Genomic DNA, 17,519 nt, shown 5'->3' with positions numbered 1-17,519 from the left:
TACACCGTCATCCTTGGTTCCTGCTTTCGCAGGAGCACGGGTCAAGCGATCACCAGCGCGCGCAGGATCGCCTCGAGCACCGGCATGCCCGCATCGGTGACTTGCAGTCGCCCGTCATCGGCCCCGATCAATCCCTGATCGCGCAGCCGCGCCAGCGCGCGCCGGTCGAGCGGCGCCGTGCCCCCGGCAAGCGCATCCACCCGGGCAAGCGCGACGCCCTCGCCCAGCCGCAACCCCATCACCAGCGCCTCGACCGCGCGTTCGTGATCGCTCAGCGCATCCTCGATCTGGGTGCCATGGCCGTTGCGTGCCACGGCGTTCATCCAGTTCTCGGGCTTCTTGTGCCGCATCGTCGCGAAGCCGCCGCGCCGGCCGTGCGCGCCGGGGCCCACGCCGGCATAGTCGCCATAGCGCCAATAGATCAGGTTGTGCCGGCTCTCGGCGCCGGATCTTGCGTGGTTGGAGATTTCGTAGGCGGGCAGGCCGGCGGAAGCGGTGATCGCCCGCGTCGCCTCGAACAGATCGGCCGCGGCGTCGGGATCGAACGCGGCCAATTCGCCCTTCTCGAACAAGGTTGCGAAGCGCGTGCCCGGCTCGATGGTCAGCTGATAGAGCGAGAGATGCTCGGTGCCGAAGCCGATCGCGCGGCGAAGCTCGGCCTCCCACGCGGCGAGATCCTGACCGGGTCGGGCATAGATCAGGTCGAAGCTCACCCGGCTGAACACCGATTGCGCGGTGTCGAGCGCGGCGAGCCCCTCGGCGACGCCATGCGCGCGGCCGAGGAAACGCAGCGAATCGTCGTCGAGTGCCTGTAGTCCCAGCGAGGCGCGATTCACGCCCGCCGCGGCGAGATCGGCGAAGCGCGCCGCTTCGACCGAGGAGGGATTGGCCTCGAGCGTGATCTCGATGCCGGGTTCGAATCCCCAATGCCGCGCAGCCGCGTCGATCACCGCGGCGACGGTCTCGGGCGGCATCAGCGACGGAGTGCCGCCGCCGAAGAAGATCGAGCCGAGCGTGCGGCCGGGAAGCTGGGCTGCCTCGTGCGCCAGATCGGCGAGCATGGCGCTGCGCCACGCATCCTGATCGACGCGCTCGCGGACATGGCTGTTGAAGTCGCAATAGGGGCATTTCGACACGCAGAACGGCCAATGCACATAGAGTGCGAGCGGGGTGGTGTCGGTGGTCATGCTTTTCGCGAAACGCCGGGAATCGAACCATGCGCGCAGCCCGGCAGGGCGGAGCGCCACAAAGACTCACGGGTTCGCGCGATCGCCTCGTAGCGGCCGCGCCCTCACCACGGGAGGGCGTGGAGCGGGTAACGGGAATCGAACCCGTGTATTCAGCTTGGAAGGCTGCTGCACTACCATTGTGCTATACCCGCGCGCCGCCGGGGCGACTGCCACAGTCTGCGGCTATCGGTCAACCTTCTCGCGCACGGCGCGCGGCGGTTTGAGCCGGATTTGCACCGGCGTGCTGCGATCGATCGTGATCACCCCATCCTTCTCCAGCAACTCCGCCACCTGCAGCACGGTGCGGCGGCCCCAATCGGGATCCGTCTTCGCCTCGGGCTCGCCCGACTGGTGGACGAAATAGATCAGATACGTCCGGTCGCCCGATACGATAACGTCGGGATGCTGGACCTTGGCGCGGTCGGTCGGCCGTGTGCCCGGTTCGCCGCCGAGATGCCCGGGCTGCGCGGTCCAGTGCGCGCCGTCGGACGAATGCTGGACCAGCAGGCCTTTCCACGCATCGCTGATCAGCCACCAGCGCCCGCGCCAGCGAAACGCCTTGGGGCCTTCACCGGGCGTGGCCACCGCGGTGCCGCGCACGGTCCAATGCTCGAGGTCGGTGCTGTCGGCCCAGCGAATCGCCTTGCCCATCCGCTCGTCGTTGAACCACATCCGGTAGCCGCCCTGCGGCGGCGCCAGCACGCTCGCGTCGATGATTCGGTCCGAGCCCAATTCGACTCGCTTGCCGCACTCCCAGCGCTTCAGGTCGGGGCTGGTCAGATGGACGAGGAAGCGCGGCGCGTTCCAATCCTTGAACACGCCCGGCACCACCGTCAGCCACATGTGCCATTTGCCGCCGAAACGCTGGACCTCGGGCGCCCACAGGGTCGCGCCGGTACAGCTTTCGGGGATCGCCGCGGTGCCCGAATAGCGCCATTTCGCGCCGTCCTTCGATCGCGCGACCCCGATCGCGGTGCCGTGGACCCAGCTGACGTCCTTCGGATCGGCGAGTTTCAGGTCGGCGCGGCGATTGGTGTAGAACATCACCCATTCACCGGTCCTGGGATCGTGGACGGTCGAGGCGTCGGCGGCGCCGTCATGCACCGGATCGCGGAACAGAGGCACCGGCGCGGTCTGGCCCAACAGTGCCAGCGCCGCGAGCAGCATCAGCGCCGGACTCCGGCGACCGGGTTGTTGCCCCAGAGCTGCTCGTATTTCCAGCCGGTGAGGTCCTCGACGATCGCGCGGGTCTCCGGCGTCGGCGGATTGGTGTCGCCCGCTTTCAAGCGGTCGATCTCGGCCATCAGCACGTCGTGCGTCGCCGAATTGAGCTTGAAGCGCAGCGAAACGAGGATCCCGCATGCCAGCACGGCGATCGTGCCGATCCCGAGCACCATCGCCAGCGTGTGGATCGCCTCCGGGCTCTGCGTCTTGGCCTTGGAGACGAAGCCGCCCCAGCTCATGATGCTGGTGACGCCGAACACCGCTGCCGATTGAGTCATTTTCCGGACGAAGGTCATCACCCCGGCGAACGCGCCCTCGCGGCGGCGGCCGGTGACGATCTCGTCGACATCGGCCATGTAATTATAGGTCGCCCACGGGATGTAGTTGAGCGCGCCGCGGCCGAGTCCGGCGAGGACGATGGGCACCCAGATCAGGGCGTCGGTCGAACGCACGCCGGCGTTCCACAGCACCAGCAAGGCGACCACGCCGATCGCGAAGCTGATCGCGGCGAGCTGATAGGCGCGCGACGGCGATTTGCGCAGCGCGACATAGCTGGCGATCGCCACCGCAACGAACTGGACGATGTACATCGTGCCGAGCAGCGACGAGGCGATGCTGATCGATCCGGCGAGCGCGAACACCACGAAGAAGGTGAAGGCGGCGTTGAATACGTCCTGGCTGATATAGCCGCCCAGATACATGCCGAGATGCAGCCGAAAGGCGCGGATCCGGAAGGTCGAGAACAGGTTGCGGTACAGCGCCTTCACCGCCGATCCGACGCTCGGCTGCTGGTCGCCGGTCGGGCGCAGTGCCGCGACTTCGGAGGCGGGGCGCTCCCAGCTGAACAGGAAGAGCAGGCCGGCCGCGAGCATGAACAAGGCGGTGAACAATATGCCCATATAGAGGAAGGTGTCGGCGCTGTCCTTGCCCAGCGCCTCGATCAGCCAGCCGGGCAGGAAGCCGGCGAGGATCGCGCTCGCCTGGGCGAACAGGATGCGGGTGGTGGCGAACTTGGCCTTGGTCTTGAAGTCCTTGCCCATCTCGGCGGCGAGGGTCTCGTACGGGATGATCTCCATCGCGTAGACCAGCTCGAACAGGACGTAGGTGACCAGATAATACCAGAAGCCCTGGCCGGCGATCCACATGATCGCGAAGCTGGGGAGCAGGGGGATCGCTGCGAGGATGAAGAAGCGCCGCCGCCCGAACCGGCGGCCGAGCGGGGTCTCGCCCATATTGTCGGAGATGTGGCCGATGATCGGCGAGGCGATCGCGTCGAGCACCCGCGCGACGAGGAAGATCAGCCCTGCCTGCCACGCATCGAGCCCGCAGAAACTGGTGTAGAAGAACAGGACCCAGCCCGAGATCACCGCCATCGAGCCCGCGCCGAGCACGTCGTTCGAGCCGTAGGCGAGATAGTTGATCAGGCGGACGGGGCGCTGGGCGGAAGGGCTGGGCGCGGGTGCGCTGGTGGCCATCAAGGTTCCTCTCGGGCGACAGGCCAAGCCTGTTCTTTACTCCATATTTTGAACGGCTATCATGATATGTGGAACAACATCAAGTCGGCGGGAGACAGAGGATGCGGCGGGGACGCCTGATTTGCCAGAGCCTCGCGGCGGCGGCCTTGCTGCTGGCGGGCGCGGCGCACGCCGATCCGGCGGCGGAATGGGTCGACAAGCTCACCGGGCACAAGGTGATCCGGATCAGCCGCGAGGCGGGGACGGCGAGCCTCTATTTCCATCAGAACAGTTACACCCCGCAGGGCGACAAGATGGTGGTGTCGGTCCCCGGGGGCATTTCGGTGGTCGATCTGAAGACCTGGGAAATGACGCCGCTGGTTAAGGCGCAGGGCGCGATCCTGCTGTTCACCGGGCGCAAGACGCGGACGGCATATTACCAGCGGCGCGGACCCGATGGCGGGCCCTCGACGATCTTCGCGGTCGACGTGGACAGCGGCAAGGTGCGGAAGATCGCCGAGATCGCGCAAGGCTTTATCGGCTCGATCAACGCCGACGAGACCCTGCTGCTCGGTCAATGGGCCGAGACCGACCGGCCGCTCCAGCCCGGCGCGAAGCCCGGCGACAACAAGCGCTTCGATCAGGCGCAATACGCCGCCAACTGGCCCGATGGCCGGCCGATGACCTATGCCGAGGCCAAGGAGGTCCGGCTCAACGAGCGGCTCGAGGCGAGGATCCCGATGGAGATCTTCACGATCGACGTGAAGACCGGCGTGCGCAAGGTGGTCACCGCCTCGACCGACTGGCTCAACCATATCCAGTTCTCGCCGACCGACCCGCAGCAGATTCTGTATTGCCACGAAGGCCCGTGGCACAAGGTCGACCGGATCTGGACGATCCGCGCCGACGGCACCGGCAAGCGCCTCGTCCACACCCGCACGATGAACATGGAGATTGCCGGGCACGAATTCTTCGCGCCCGACGGCAAGACGATCTGGTACGATCTCCAGACTCCGCGCGGGCAGGTGTTCTGGCTCGCCGGCTACGACCTGACCAGCGGCAAGCGCCGCTGGTACAATGTCGAGCGCAACCATTGGTCGGTGCATTTCAACCAGTCGCCCGACGGCAAATTATTCTCCGGCGACGGCGGCGACAGCGAGATGGTCGCGCACGCCCCCGACGGCAAGTATCTCTATCTGTTCACGCCCAGGGACATTCCCGACGTCGCCGGCATCCACGCGCCGGGGGCGGAGACCTTGATCGCACCGGGGACGTTCGACACCGAGAAGCTGGTCGACATGCGCAAGCACGATTACCGGCTCGAGCCCAACATGACCTTCACCCCCGACGGCAAATGGATCGTCTTCCGCGCCAATTTCGAGGGGGCGAACCACGTCTATGCGGTGGAGGTGGCGAAGACGAAATAGCCTCAATTCCTCCCCCAGCTTGCTGGGGGAGGGGGATCAGCGAAGCTGGTGGACCTGCGGCTGGTCCCCCTCCCGAGACTACTCGGGAAGGAGTTTTCAGTCCTCCACCCGCATCCCCACGACATGCTCGCCGGACACCGGCGTTCCGGTCACCTTGGCCACCTTCACGCGCTTCAAGCTAACGTCACGCACCGGGCGTCCGGCCTGGCCCTTGATCTCCGCGATGAACCTGGCCTCCGCCACGCGCACGTCGCTGACGTGCAACCCCGCGATCGGCGTCAGCCGCCGGTCATAGGTCGGCGTCAGCGTCCGCCACTGATACAGCACGTCGGTGTCGACGCTGAGCACGCCGCCGGCGACCGCAGTCGCGCTGACGTTGGACAGATGCACGTTGCGCACATAGCCGCCGCGGCGTTCGTTGGTCTTGACGAACAGGATGTTCTGGATGCTGCTCTTCGCGCCCGATTCCGTCGCATCGAAATGGCAATCGTCGACGAAGACATTCTCGATCCCGCCCGAAAGCTCGCTGCCGATCGCCATCAATTGATGGCCGTTCTTCACCCGGCAATTGCGCATCACCACGTTGCGCGCGGGCGTCTTCAGCCGCCAGCCGTCATGGTCGCGGCCCGATTTTACCGAGACGGCATCGTCGCCCTGATCGAACACGCAGCCTTCGATCAGCACATTCTGGCTCATCTCGGGATCGACGCCGTCATTGTTGTGGCCGTGCGCTTCGATGCGCACTCCGCGGATCACCACGTCGCGGCAGAGATAGGGGTGGATCGTCCAGAACGGGCTGTTCCGGATCTGCACGCCTTCGATCAGCACGTGCCGGCAGCGATTGAACTGGATGAAATGCGGGCGGAGATTGGCCTCGCCTGTGGTCATGTCGCGTTGCGACACCGGCACGCCCTTGCGCGCCATCTGATAGAGTTCGACCAGCGCATCCATGTGCGGCTTGGGCCGCGCATACCACACCGCCCAGATGTCGAGCCGCGCGAGCAGAACGCCTTCGCCGGTGATCGCGACATTGTCGCAATCATAGGCATAGACCAGAGGTGAATAATTGAGGCACTCCACGCCTTCCCAGCTCGTCGGCACCGCGGGGAGGTAATCGGCGGGGTGAGGCGAGAATGCGAGCGTCGCGCCCTTTTCGAGATGCAGCTCGATATTGCTGCGCAGGTGGATCGGCCCCGTTGCCCAGATCCCCGTCGGTACCACCACCCGGCCGCCGCCCGCGGCAGAGGCCGCGGCGATCGCATCGCCGATCGCGCGCTGGTTGGCGCGCTGGTCGTCCGGCTTCGCGCCATATTCGGTGATCGGAAAGCCGCGCGCCGCCCCGAAATCGGGGATCTCGATCGCCGGCATGTCGAACGGGGCGGTCACCCGCACGCTCCAGTGCCGCACGATCCCCGCCCGGACGGGGGACGCGGCGAGCAACGGCAGCGCGACTCCGCCGGCGAGCAGGTCGCGCCGTCCCAGCATCAGATATAGGTCCGCAGGAACTCGCCCAGCGCGCAGATCGCGAGGCTCTGGCCATAGGGCATCGAGGTCAGGCGGATATCCTTGTAGAATTGCATGCTGTCGCCCATCGCAGTGCCGAAGCTGACCTGCTGGAGCTCGCCCGCCGGGTCGATATTCGCCAGCACGCCGCGCACTGCCTTGATCCCGACCTGCTCATATTCGCGCGGCAGATAGCCCTTCCGCACGCCCTTCAGAATGCCATAAGCGAAGCCGGCGGTGGCCGAGGCTTCGAGGTACGACGTCGGATCCATGATCAGCGTGTGCCACAACCCGCTTTCGGCATCCTGCGTCCCGGCGAGCGTCTTCACTTGCGCGGCGAGCGTGTCGATCAGGAAGGTGCGGAAGGCGTCGCCCTCGGAAAGATCGAGGATCTCGATGATCTCGGGGATCGCGATCGTCACCCAGCAATTGCCGCGCGCCCAAAGCGCCTCGGCGAAATTGTGCCGGCCGTTGAAGTCCCAGCCGTGGAACCACAGCCCGGTCTTGCGGTCGAACAGATATTTGATGTGGACGAGGAACTGGCGCTTCGCCTCCTCGACATAATGCGGCCGATTGAGCAGCAGCCCGATCTTGGCAAGCGGCAGCACCGACATCATCAACGTGTCGTCCCATAATTCGCCGGGATTCTCGTCGTTGAAGACGATGTGCTGAAACCCGCCTTCCTCGGTCTTGGGCAGCCCGTCGGGCGCCATCAGCCATTCGGCCCAGGTGTCGAGATAGGGCAGATAGCGCGGATCAGGCTCGTGCTCATAGAGGTAGGCGAGCGTGATGAACGGCGCCATCGTATTGATGTTCTTGGTCGGCGTGCCCTCCGCGAAGCGGTCCTCGAACCATTGCTTGACGATGTGCAGCGCTTTGTCGTCGCCGGTCTGCTCGTAATAGCGCCACATCCCGAACAGGCCGACGCCGTGCGTCCATTCCCAGCCGGCCCAGCCCTTGGTGTCGATGATCCGGCCGTCCTCGAGATGAAGCAGGAACTCGCCGGTCTCGTCCTTGATGTTGACGAGATTGTCCATCAGCAGGTCGATCTTCGACGTGATCTCGCTGCGCGGAACGTCGTGGGTGAGGGCGGCCAATTAATGTCTCCTGCGTTCGATAGGGTGGGGGCGAGTCACTTCATGACCCCATAGTCCTTCGCCATCTTTTGGTAGAGGCGAATGAAGGTCGGATCGGCGTCATAGCGCCCGCCATGGTCGCGGGGCTTGCGCGGTGCCGGCGGGGCAGGCGCGGCGCCCGGCGCCTCGGCGCCGTTGATGCCTTGCGAGAGCAGGTTCGGCCGCGGGCCCTCTCCCGCACTGACTCCGTCTTTCAGGAAGATCGCTTCCTGATGCCGGGTCGGCTCCCAGATATAGCTGCCCCATCCGTTCGGATGCGCATGGACGAGATCGTTGACGTAGCGTTTGCGCGACGAATATTCGATCGCGAAGAAGCCCTTGTCGGGATAGCGCCGCGTGAATTCGGCAAAGCTGCGTTCCCAATCGCCTTCCGCGGCCTGCTGGTAGCAGGAGAAGCCGAGCGCATCGAAATCCACCCCGCGCTCCAGCAGGCTGTCGGTCCAGTGGCGGACGATCGGCCAGTGCCGGCCGAGATGGTTGTGCAGCGCGAGCGGCACGCCGGGCAGCGCGTCGCGCGTCGCCGAGACCCCGGCCTTGAGCAAAGCCGCGAACCGGTCATAGCCGCCCGCACCGGCCACGTTCATGTGCACCGCATCGGTCTGCGGATTGCCGGTCGCAATGGTCAGCGGCACGCGGCCCTCGGGCCAGAGCATGCCGAACGTGGTCTCGTTGCCGAGGATCGCCAGATCGGGCGCGGCGCCTGCCGCCTTCAGTGCGGCGAAGGTATCGGCGGTGTAGCGATGGACAGTGTCGACCAGCTTGGCGAACGGAAGATCGGCCCAGGCCGCCGGCTTCTCCTGATGCTGCGGATCGGCCCAGGTATCCGAATAATGCAGCGTCGTCGAAAGGTGGAAGCCGGCCGCCTTGATCCGCTTCGAGAAGTCGATGATCTGGTCGAGCCCGCACCACGGCCCGCCGGGATTGCCTTTCGAATAGCCCTTGGCGGGATCGACGAAGAGCCGCAGCTTGAGCGCGTTGAAGCCGGCCTCGCGGAAGATCTCAAGCGGGTCCTTGCGCGTCCCGTCCAGATAGTAGGTCGCGCCCGCCGCCTCGTCCTCGGGCACCCACGAAATGTCGGCGCCGATCAGATAGGGCCAGGGCCGTGCGCCGGACTTTGCCTGCGCCGGCGCAGCCAGACTCGCCACGCCGAACGCGCCGGCACCGATCGTCTCCCGACGGCTCAGCTTCACTTGAGTTCCGCCGGAGTAGCAGGCGCCGGCACCGTCCGCACCGGCAGCCCGCCGCGCACGTTGCGCAACGTCACCAATTTGACTGCCTCCAGCGCATTGCCGGGCGCGCCGTCGCTGGTCACCGCCAGCGCGATATGATTGCGGCCGCGATGGTTGAGTATGCCTTCGGGGATCGGGAAGACACGCTGCGGGCCGACATGCGCGATGAACTGCCCCATGTTCCAGCCATTGACGAAGATCAGCACCCGATAGGCGACGCTCGAACGCGGCTTGCCGGTGTCGCCAAAGGCGAGACCGATCGTGGCGTCCTGCCCCTTGGGCACCGCGAGGTCGAAGCCGGTGCGATACCAGCTGGTGCCCGCCACGGCCTGTGCGGCGGGAATGCGCGCCGATTTCCAGCCGCGATCGTCGAAGCCGGGGAGATGCCAGCCGCGGCGCTCGCCATCGAGGCCGCCATTATTGGCCACTCCGCGTACCGGATCGGGGAGATCCTCGCCGCGGCCGTTGATCCGCCATGCGATCGGCACCGCGAAGCTCGGTCCGGCGACCGGTTCGATCGATGCCGAGACGAGGCCGCGCGCTTCCTTGTGGAAATCGTCGGCGTCGAGGTCCCAATTATGCCCGTTGTTGCGCACCATCACCGACAGGACGTGCTCGCCCGGCGCGCGCGCGGCCTCGGGCAGCGCGAAGCTGGGCGCACCGGTGGTGAGGGGACGCGGGAGACCGGCGGGGATCTCGTCCTGCCCGATCAGTCTGCCGTCGAGGAACACCTGGACCAGCCCCGAGCCGCCGGCGCCGTAATGGAGCTTGAGCCGCTCGGCATCGGGGGTGCCGGCGAAGCGCCCGCGATACCAGACATCGCCCTCGTGGAAGCCATAGGCGTCCATCAGCATGTTGGGCTGACCGTCGGCGCGCGCGGTGATGCTGGCGTAGGCGCGGTTGTCGATCTTGGCCCAATCGCGATCGTCGAATTTCGGATCGGCCTCGGGCGACCCCGCCGCGACGCGCCAGTCGGTCAGCGCAGGAACCGAGAATTCGACCGGGGCCGGCAGGCTGGCCGTCGCTGCCGCGCTGCCCGATAGGGTGCGAACGGTCGCGACCTTCGCCCCGTTCCACGTCACGCTGCGGATGCCGGCGGGTGCCCATAGCTCGAGTGGTGTCGGTTCGCGCGTGTCGCCGGTGAGCGCGAGGCTGCCACCCTTGAATTTCGCCGCACGGAGCAGCGCCGGCCCGCGCACCAGCGTTTCGCCAATGTGCCAGAATCTCGCGCCCTCGGCCTCGTCGCCGATCAGCAGCAACAGTTCGGGCCGCCCGCCGCCGCTGATGCGAATTCGGGTCAGCCCACGGTGCGCGTAATTGAGCTTGAGATCGCCCTTGGCCGCATCGAATGCCGAAGTCGCGCCGCCTTCGAGCACGGCGACCTTCGGGGCGCTCGTATAGCGCAGCACGGTCTCGCCGGCCTCGCCCGCGCGGCCATAGAGCAGTGCGACGTCGCGATCGTCCTGCTTGAGGATCGTCTGCAGCTCGGACGTCGAATAGACCAGCCGCTGCCCGCCGAGATCGACGCCGGCGATCAGCCATTTGGCGTCGAACCCGTCGAGCTGCATCGGAAGCGTGTAGCGGCCGTCGGGCAGGTTCGCCGTGAAGCTGAAGCGGTCGCTGGTCTGGACGTTGGACGGCTTGTGGGTGACCAGCAGGAAGCGCGCGTCGGTTTCGGGGTTCTTGTTGTGATAGACTTGCACCTTGTCGGTCGAGATCTCGACCGGTCCCGCCGGCACCATCCCGGCGAGATCGGGCACCGCGGCGATCAGCCCGCCGAGCTGCTTCAGTTCCTCGGCCTTGGGGCGCACCTCGCGGGTCTCGGAGAAGGCGGCGCCATAATCATAGCTGGTGAACACCACCGGCGCCGGCAGCCAGCCCCAGCTCGTCCCGCCGAACCCCATATAGAAGCTCTGGATCTGGATGCCGTTGGCGAGATTGGTGCCGTAGAACACCCGCTGGAAGCGGCGCCCGCGCTGGATCGCGTTGCATTCGTAGCCGCCGTTCGAGCCCCAATAATCGAACCAGCCACCGCCGAACTCGGCGAGGAAGCCCGGCGTGTTGGGCGAGGCCGAGGCGCCGCCCTTGGCGCCGCCGGGGCCGTAATAGCCCCAGTCGGGCGCCGCGCTGCCGCGGGTAGGCTTCCCCTCGACGGTGCAGGTGCCGCCGGGATAGCCGTCGAAGGCATACAGGTCGTTGGGGCCGGCAACGGTCTTCTCGACCTTGCTGTCCTCGGGCACCCAATAGCCGTTGCGGCCCTGATCGTTGTGGAAGATCGGCACGTTGATGCCGTCGGCGAGCGCCTTGGCATAGAGGTGATCCATGTAGCGGCGCTGCGCCGGAGTGGTCAGCGCCAGCTCGTTTTCGATCTGGTGGAGGATGACGTTGCCCTTATGGCCCTTGCCGTCGCCGTTGATCTGGTGGCGCGCGATGATCGCGTTGACCTTGGTCAGCCACTCGTCCGACGCGGAGAGATATTCGGGATCGTCGGTGCGCGCGCGGCCGCGCTGATTGACCAGCCAGCCGGGGAAGCCGCCCCGGGTGAGCTCGGCATTCACATAGGGCCCGGCCCGGGTGATCACCCACAGGCCCTCTTCCTCGGCCATGGTCAGCAGGCGATCGATGTCGCGGATGCCGCTGAAATCGTAGACGCCCTTTTTCGGGCTGTGGAACCCCCAGTCGAAATAGAATGCGACGGTGTTGAACCCGCTCGCCTTCATCTTCTGGAGCACGTCGCGCCACAGATCGGGCGAGGGCAGGCGGAACGCGTGCATCTCGCTCGACCAGATGATCGTGCGCTTGCCGTCGATCATCAGCGAGCGCGCATCGTACGAAACCCGGCCGAAGCTCTTGACCGGCGCGTCGAAATTGGCGGTCTGCCGGGCCTCCTGCGCGGCGGCGGGGGCGGAGAGCGCCACGGCGGCGGCGAGGGCCGCGCGGATCATGCGAGGTGGAACACTGGCTTGAGGACCCATTCCTTCGGCTTGTTGTCCGGCTCGACCTCCATCAGCGGGGCCATGTAATCCCACCATTTCCGCATCACCGGATGCTCGGGCAGTGCGTCGCGCGCATTGTCGTCGGTCAGCTTGAGCACGGCGAACAGCGCGCACGTCTCTTCGTCGAGGAAGATCGAATAATCGCGGATGCCGCTATGATGGAGCAATTCGGCCAGCTCGGGCCAAATCGCATCGTGCCGCGCCTTGTACGCGTCCGCGGTGCCGGGCTTCAGCTGCATCCTGAATGCGTGCGTGGTGGTCATGCCCTCTCCCGACATCCATTATATGGGAACTATATGCAACATATGGTAGTCGTTTGCGGGCGTCGCGTCAAACCGCATCGGGCCAATATTGTGCGTCCTCGGCCCGCCCATGGGCGTCGTCGAGCAATATGGGCGGGCGACGATCGCCAGCTTCGCGGCTGAGGCGGAGCTTCTTGACGTCCAGCCCCGCCACATGCCGCGCCCAGAAACCCCAGGCCGGGGTGGGGCCGAACATGCTCGGTTCGGGATAGGCGTCGGCCAATTCGGGCGGGCTGGCCGGCACCGGCCCCGAAAAGACGCCGCGGAACGACAGGTCCACGTCGCGGAGTTGAACGCATTCGATCGGGTTGCCGGGCAATCCCGCGAGGATCGCGGCGAAGCGCGGGTCGATCCCCGTCGCCTTCAACCCGCGGATCTCGACATTGCGCATCGCGCCGGGGCGAATCCCCTCGGGCCCGCGCAGCCGCGCGCCGAGGCGGAGGAACAAGGGGGCGGTGGTCACGTCGGCCATTGCGATATTCTCGGCGAGAACATCCTCGATCACGCCCCCGTCGACCGTCTCCAGCGCGAGCCCGCGGCTGCGTTCGAAGCGGCAATTGGCGATGCGGATGCGGCGGAAATCGCCATTGCTTTCGGTGCCGAGCTTGATCCGCCCGGTGACGCGGTCGCGGTCGGGCGAAAGCTCCTGGGTGCGCTGGCGGGTGCCGTCGAGCATCGTGCCCAGATCGAACCCGCTGACCTGACAGTCGCGGATCTCGATGTCCTCGCAGGCCGAGCGCCTGCCGAGCCCCAGGCTGGTCTTGAGCACGATCGCGTCGTCATTGGGCGTGTTGACCCGGCAGCGCACGACCCGGGCATCGCGGACGCAATCCAGATCGAGCCCGTCGCGATTGGTGTCGATATGGAGATCGGAGATGTCGATCCCGTCGACTTCGCTGGCGAGCAAAGCGAAATGGCCGCCCTTGAACAAGGTGAAGCCATCGAGCCTGACGCGCTTGCAATGCGCCAGCGCGATCGCCTTGTTGCCCATGCCCTGCATTGCCGCGCGATCGCGCTCGAGTTTGCCGACCTCGGCGGCGGGCATCGCCGCCATCGACAGCGGCCGCTCGCCGGCCTGCTTGCTCCACGGCGTGCCAGGGCCGTTGCGGGTGAGCCCGAGCCCCAGGATCCGGCCCTTGCCGATGATCGCGATGTCTTCGGCATGTTCGGCCCAGATCAGGCTGTTGTGCCAATGGCTGTGGCCGAAATCCTGATAGAGCTGGGGCCCGCGTTCCTCGGGCAGGTCATAGGCGCCTGGCGGGCCCTTCTCGGCGGCGATCAGGGTGGCGCCCTTTTCGAGCACCAGCGTGACGCGGCTCTTGAGGCGGATCGAGAAGCTGAGATAGTCGCCCGGCGGCAGGATCACCATGCCCCCGCCCGCAGCCTCGGCAGCGAGGATCGCGGCGTTGATCGCAGGGGAATCGAGCGCGACGCCGTCGCCCTTCGCACCATGGTCGCGGACGTCGAAGACGTGGCCGGTACGCATCAGATCCTCTCCTGGAGGGGGAGAAGGACCAAGCGCAGCTTGGTGGAGGGGTAATCTCCACGGGCGGCATCGCTTGGGGAGAATATCTCTCCACCGCTGCGCGGTCCCCCTTCCCCTTCGGGGGAGGATGGATTGGTGTGCGCCATCAATTCCCCGCGGGCCGCACGTCGCTCTCCGCGAGGCTCGCGGCGACAAAGCGTTCGTCGAGATCGGGATTGGCAGCGTCGAAGCGACGGGCGGCGGGCTTGAGGTGCGCAGCGAGCTCGGGAATCTGCGCGGCAATCCCCGCGGCGAGCGCACGGGCGAGAAACCATGCGCCGGCATTATTATGGTGCGTACGGTCCTTGCCGCGATCATTGAACAGGTTCGCCGCCTTGGCGTCACCCAGGGCTTCGTACAGCGCGACGGTCCGCTCCTGCAGGTCGAGCAGGGGAATCCGTTCTTCGCGCGCAACCCTTCGGGCGGCTTCGCCATATTCGGCCAATGTCCGCCGCACGGTTCCGTCGCCCTGATAGTTGCGCCGTTCGGGCGAGGTCACCAGCACCGGATGCGCGCCGCGGCGGCGGGCTTCCGCGATATAGGTCCTGAGCCATGCCGGATAGGTGATTTGCGGGTCGGCATAGGTTTGCGGCCACTGCACCTTCTGATCGTTATGGCCGAACTGGATCAGCAGCCAGTCGCCCGACTTCACCTGCGACAGCAATTTGTCGAAACGCAATTCGGTGACGAACGATTTGAGCGTCTCGCCCGATTCGGCGTGGTTGGCGACCGCAATGTCCGGCTCGAACAGCGCCGTCAGCATCTGACCCCAGCTCGCCGCGGGCTCGGAGCGCTGGTCGGTGACGGTCGAATCCCCCGCGAGAAAGATCGTCGGCACGGCGACCGGCTCGATGTCGATCGAGGCCACCCGCGGATCGCCGAGGAATTCGAGCGTGAGCTTGTCGTCCCATGTATAGCTCTCCGCTTCGCGGCTCTTGAGCCTGACCGCGCTGCCGCCCGGCGCATTGGCCGGAGGTGGCACGAGCCGGGCGTCGCGGACGTTCACGATGAAGCTGACGGTGACGTACTGACCCGGTCTGGTGGTGATGTCGCGCAGCATCAGTCGACGCGATTCGGCCTTCACCGTCACGCGTCCGCCCAGCCTTACGGTCACTCGATAATTGCCCTCGGGCAACGCGGCGGAGAACAGGAATTCCTTGCCGCGGCGCTGCGGCTCATAGCCGTAGCCGCCTTGCTCATACGCCTTGTCCGCCGTCACTGCGATGCGGCCGGTGACGTGTTTCGGCGGTTCGAGGTCGAAGCGGAGAGGGGTCTGGGTCATCGCCATCTGCAGTGCGATCAGTAGCACCAAGCTACTCCTTCATCCGTCGTCCTGGCGAAAGCCGGAATCTCGGGTAACAACAGGCTCCGTTTGCCGCATGCGATCCCGGCATTCGCCGGGATGACGGATTTCACTTCGCCCCCAGGAAATACGACGTGTGTGGCGGCTGGTTGTACGCGGTGTTCTGCCACGCCACTCCGAGCCGATAGACCGGGTCGTGCATCAGCGTCACGATGCGTTCGCTGGTGGGGTAGGGCGTAGCGTAGATGCGCAGCTCGCGGCTGTCCGCGCTCGGCACCGCCAGTTCCTCGCGCCAGTCGCCGATGATGTCGGCGGACAGCGACGGGTTCGCCTTGGTGCCGTTGTTCGAGACCGCGCCGGCCGGGTCGAGCAGGATCTGCTCGGTGCCATTGTTCCAGTCCCATTTGGAAATCCGCTTGCCGTCGAGCAACTCGCGCAGCCGGTCGCCGTCCCACCAGATCCCGAAATTGGCCGCGCGCGGATGCCCGCCGGGAATGACGTTGCCCTTCGCATCATAAAGGTCGCGCGAATTGCTCGCCCAAGCCTCGGCGCCCGCATGGCGCGGATCCACGTCGATCGCGATGCCGCGGCCGGTATCCCTGTCGGCCGGCGTCGACCAAAGGATCGCCCCGGTCTTCGCATCGAGCATCGCCGCGCCGCGATTGCCGCTCATCTTCATATTCTCATGCACGCCGAACTTCTCGAGCCCCGGATGCGTCGGGTCGAGATCGGACAAGTGCATCGCATCGCCATGCCCGAGGCCCGAGGACCACAGGCCCTTGCCGTCATCGTCGAGCACCATCGATCCGTAGAATATCTCGTCGCGCCCGTCGCCGTCGACATCGGCGACCGAGAGCTGATGGTTGCCCTGACCACCGAACTTTTCATTGCCCGGCACTGCGCTGTCGAACAGCCAGCGCATGCGGAGCTCGCCCTTTCGATAATCCCAGGCGGCGACGGTCGAGCGGGCATAGTAACCGCGTCCGAAGACGAGGCTGGGTCTGTGCCCGTCGAGATAGGCCAGCCCGGCCAGATAGCGTTCGGAGCGGTTGCCATAGCCATCGCCCCAGACCGCCTTCATCCGCTCATAGTCCGGATTGTCGTCGCCGCCTGGACCGCGCGAGGGTGCGTAGGGCGCGCTGGCCAGCGCTCTGCCGGTCGTGCCGTCGAATACAGTCAGATATTCGGGGCCCCTGAGGATGCGACCCTTGAGTTCGGAAACCTTTCGCCCATCGGGCAGGACCTTGGCGCCGGTGCGGTCCTCGATGTCGACTTCACCTTCGCGGCTGGTCCAGCTGGCATGCGGATCGCCGATCATGTGGTTGGTGCCGTCGACCGTGCCGTCGGCAGTCTTCATCGCAACTTCGGCTTTGCCGTCGCCGTCGAGATCATAGACCATGAACTGGGTGTAATGCGCGCCCGAGCGGATGTTTGGCCCCAGATTGATCCGCCACAGCTTCCTGCCCTCGAGCGTATAGGCGTCGATCAAGGTGACGCCGGTATAGCCCGAAAAGGCATTGTCCTTGGCGATCGTCGGATACCATTTGACGATCAGCTCATAGCGTCCGTCGCCGTCGAGATCGCCGACCGAAGCGTCGTTGGCGGTATAGCCATAGGTCTCGCCGTCGCCAGTGCGCCCCTCGGCAGGCTTGTCGAGCGGGATCGCAAGATAGCCGTTGGCCCAGGCGAGCGCGCCGGCGCCTTTTGCCGCGAGCGAATAACGCGAGGTGACGGTACCGGCGCGGTCGAGAAAGCTGGTCGCCTGACTGCCACCGACCCGTGCGATCGGCTTGCCGTCGCGATAGAGCGTGAAGCGTGCGCTTCTGGCGTCGGTGGCGAGCAACCGCCACGAGACCTGATTGCCGCCGCCCGCCGCCGGCACGGCGACCAGCCCGCGATCGAGGCGCTCGATTTGCCGTCCCGCCACTGCCGGCGCCGCCGGCGCAGGGATCGCCGATGCGATGATCAGTGCCGCCAGCATGAACCTCTCCCCGATCTGTTTTCGACAAGCTGCCCCCGCAGCCGGATGGAGTCAACAAACTCCCAACAAATGGCACGACTATTTACATTTCGGGATTATATCCGTGCCGGCGCCCGACGCGAAAACGGGCCGCGATCCTTCGATCGCTGCCCGCTTTCGCCTGGTCTCCCGAAAAAAGTGGGCGGCCGCGAACGGCGGCCCACGGAAGGC

12 protein-coding genes and 1 tRNA gene are annotated in these 17,519 nt (G+C 66.1%); 1 reads left to right on the top strand and 12 read right to left on the bottom strand.

Annotated features, from left to right (window positions below; all coding sequences use genetic code 11):
* Positions 1–41 precede the first annotated feature (41 nt).
* The 4 genes from hemW to Q9Q95_RS00235 form a co-directional block, all read right to left on the bottom strand.
* The gene (gene hemW, locus Q9Q95_RS00250; protein WP_306093060.1) at positions 42–1,187 is read right to left on the bottom strand and encodes a radical SAM family heme chaperone HemW; all 1,146 of its coding nucleotides are present in this window, start codon (positions 1,185–1,187) and stop codon (positions 42–44) included.
* A 120-nt stretch (positions 1,188–1,307) separates the two neighbouring features.
* Positions 1,308–1,381, bottom strand: a tRNA-Gly gene (locus tag Q9Q95_RS00245).
* Positions 1,382–1,412: 31 nt separating this feature from the next.
* Positions 1,413–2,396, bottom strand: coding sequence for a glycoside hydrolase family 43 (locus Q9Q95_RS00240; protein ID WP_306093059.1), 984 nt, complete (start codon positions 2,394–2,396; stop codon positions 1,413–1,415).
* Complete coding sequence (locus tag Q9Q95_RS00235) at positions 2,396–3,928, bottom strand: MFS transporter (protein WP_306093058.1); 1,533 nt, start codon at positions 3,926–3,928, stop codon at positions 2,396–2,398. The genes Q9Q95_RS00240 and Q9Q95_RS00235 overlap by 1 nt, the downstream gene beginning before the upstream one ends.
* A 101-nt stretch (positions 3,929–4,029) precedes the next feature.
* Here Q9Q95_RS00235 and Q9Q95_RS00230 point away from each other — a divergent pair, with 101 nt between their 5' ends.
* A complete protein-coding gene (locus tag Q9Q95_RS00230; RefSeq protein ID WP_306093057.1) occupies positions 4,030–5,334 on the top strand; it encodes an oligogalacturonate lyase family protein in 1,305 nt (434 codons plus the stop codon).
* 96 nt (positions 5,335–5,430) lie between these two features.
* On the opposite strand, the gene Q9Q95_RS00225 is transcribed toward Q9Q95_RS00230, so the two are convergent.
* The 8 genes from Q9Q95_RS00225 to Q9Q95_RS00190 all read right to left on the bottom strand — a co-directional run bounded on the left by Q9Q95_RS00225 (position 5,431) and on the right by Q9Q95_RS00190 (position 17,309).
* The gene (locus Q9Q95_RS00225) at positions 5,431–6,819 is read right to left on the bottom strand and encodes a glycoside hydrolase family 28 protein (protein ID WP_306093056.1); all 1,389 of its coding nucleotides are present in this window, start codon (positions 6,817–6,819) and stop codon (positions 5,431–5,433) included.
* Positions 6,819–7,934, bottom strand: a complete 1,116-nt coding sequence (locus Q9Q95_RS00220; protein ID WP_306093055.1) for a glycoside hydrolase family 105 protein — start codon at positions 7,932–7,934, stop codon at positions 6,819–6,821. The genes Q9Q95_RS00225 and Q9Q95_RS00220 overlap by 1 nt, the downstream gene beginning before the upstream one ends.
* A gap of 35 nt (positions 7,935–7,969) precedes the next feature.
* A complete protein-coding gene (locus Q9Q95_RS00215; RefSeq protein ID WP_306093054.1) occupies positions 7,970–9,163 on the bottom strand; it encodes a glycosyl hydrolase 53 family protein in 1,194 nt (397 codons plus the stop codon).
* Positions 9,160–12,147: a beta-galactosidase gene (locus Q9Q95_RS00210; protein ID WP_306093053.1), complete on the bottom strand. Its 2,988-nt coding sequence runs from the start codon at positions 12,145–12,147 to the stop codon at positions 9,160–9,162. Before Q9Q95_RS00210 ends, Q9Q95_RS00215 begins: the two co-directional genes overlap by 4 nt.
* Positions 12,144–12,461 carry an L-rhamnose mutarotase gene (locus Q9Q95_RS00205; protein ID WP_306093052.1) on the bottom strand — a complete coding sequence of 106 codons (318 nt, stop codon included), beginning with the start codon at positions 12,459–12,461 and terminating at the stop codon, positions 12,144–12,146. Before Q9Q95_RS00205 ends, Q9Q95_RS00210 begins: the two co-directional genes overlap by 4 nt.
* 67 nt (positions 12,462–12,528) lie before the next feature.
* Positions 12,529–13,986 carry a glycoside hydrolase family 28 protein gene (locus tag Q9Q95_RS00200; RefSeq protein WP_306093051.1) on the bottom strand — a complete coding sequence of 486 codons (1,458 nt, stop codon included), beginning with the start codon at positions 13,984–13,986 and terminating at the stop codon, positions 12,529–12,531.
* Positions 13,987–14,131: 145 nt separating this feature from the next.
* Positions 14,132–15,334, bottom strand: coding sequence for a rhamnogalacturonan acetylesterase (locus Q9Q95_RS00195; protein ID WP_306093050.1), 1,203 nt, complete (start codon positions 15,332–15,334; stop codon positions 14,132–14,134).
* A gap of 103 nt (positions 15,335–15,437) precedes the next feature.
* Positions 15,438–17,309 carry a rhamnogalacturonan lyase gene (locus tag Q9Q95_RS00190; protein WP_306093049.1) on the bottom strand — a complete coding sequence of 624 codons (1,872 nt, stop codon included), beginning with the start codon at positions 17,307–17,309 and terminating at the stop codon, positions 15,438–15,440.
* Positions 17,310–17,519: the final 210 nt, after the last annotated feature.

The organism is Sphingomonas sp. DG1-23, assembly GCF_030730875.1.
GTDB lineage: Bacteria > Pseudomonadota > Alphaproteobacteria > Sphingomonadales > Sphingomonadaceae > Sphingomonas.
Note: the sequence above shows the minus strand (reverse complement) of the source record. Positions and strands in the feature narration are given on the sequence as shown.

What these genes read in the sequence shown, in the direction of transcription:
- hemW (WP_306093060.1), bottom strand. Translation starts at nt 1,187, where the DNA reads ATGACCACCGACACCACCCCGCTCGCACTCTATGTGCATTGGCCGTTC.
- Q9Q95_RS00240 (WP_306093059.1), bottom strand. Translation starts at nt 2,396, where the DNA reads ATGCTGCTCGCGGCGCTGGCACTGTTGGGCCAGACCGCGCCGGTGCCT.
- Q9Q95_RS00235 (WP_306093058.1), bottom strand. Translation starts at nt 3,928, where the DNA reads ATGGCCACCAGCGCACCCGCGCCCAGCCCTTCCGCCCAGCGCCCCGTC.
- Q9Q95_RS00230 (WP_306093057.1), top strand. Translation starts at nt 4,030, where the DNA reads ATGCGGCGGGGACGCCTGATTTGCCAGAGCCTCGCGGCGGCGGCCTTG.
- Q9Q95_RS00225 (WP_306093056.1), bottom strand. Translation starts at nt 6,819, where the DNA reads ATGCTGGGACGGCGCGACCTGCTCGCCGGCGGAGTCGCGCTGCCGTTG.
- Q9Q95_RS00210 (WP_306093053.1), bottom strand. Translation starts at nt 12,147, where the DNA reads ATGATCCGCGCGGCCCTCGCCGCCGCCGTGGCGCTCTCCGCCCCCGCC.
- Q9Q95_RS00205 (WP_306093052.1), bottom strand. Translation starts at nt 12,461, where the DNA reads ATGACCACCACGCACGCATTCAGGATGCAGCTGAAGCCCGGCACCGCG.
- Q9Q95_RS00200 (WP_306093051.1), bottom strand. Translation starts at nt 13,986, where the DNA reads ATGCGTACCGGCCACGTCTTCGACGTCCGCGACCATGGTGCGAAGGGC.
- Q9Q95_RS00190 (WP_306093049.1), bottom strand. Translation starts at nt 17,309, where the DNA reads ATGCTGGCGGCACTGATCATCGCATCGGCGATCCCTGCGCCGGCGGCG.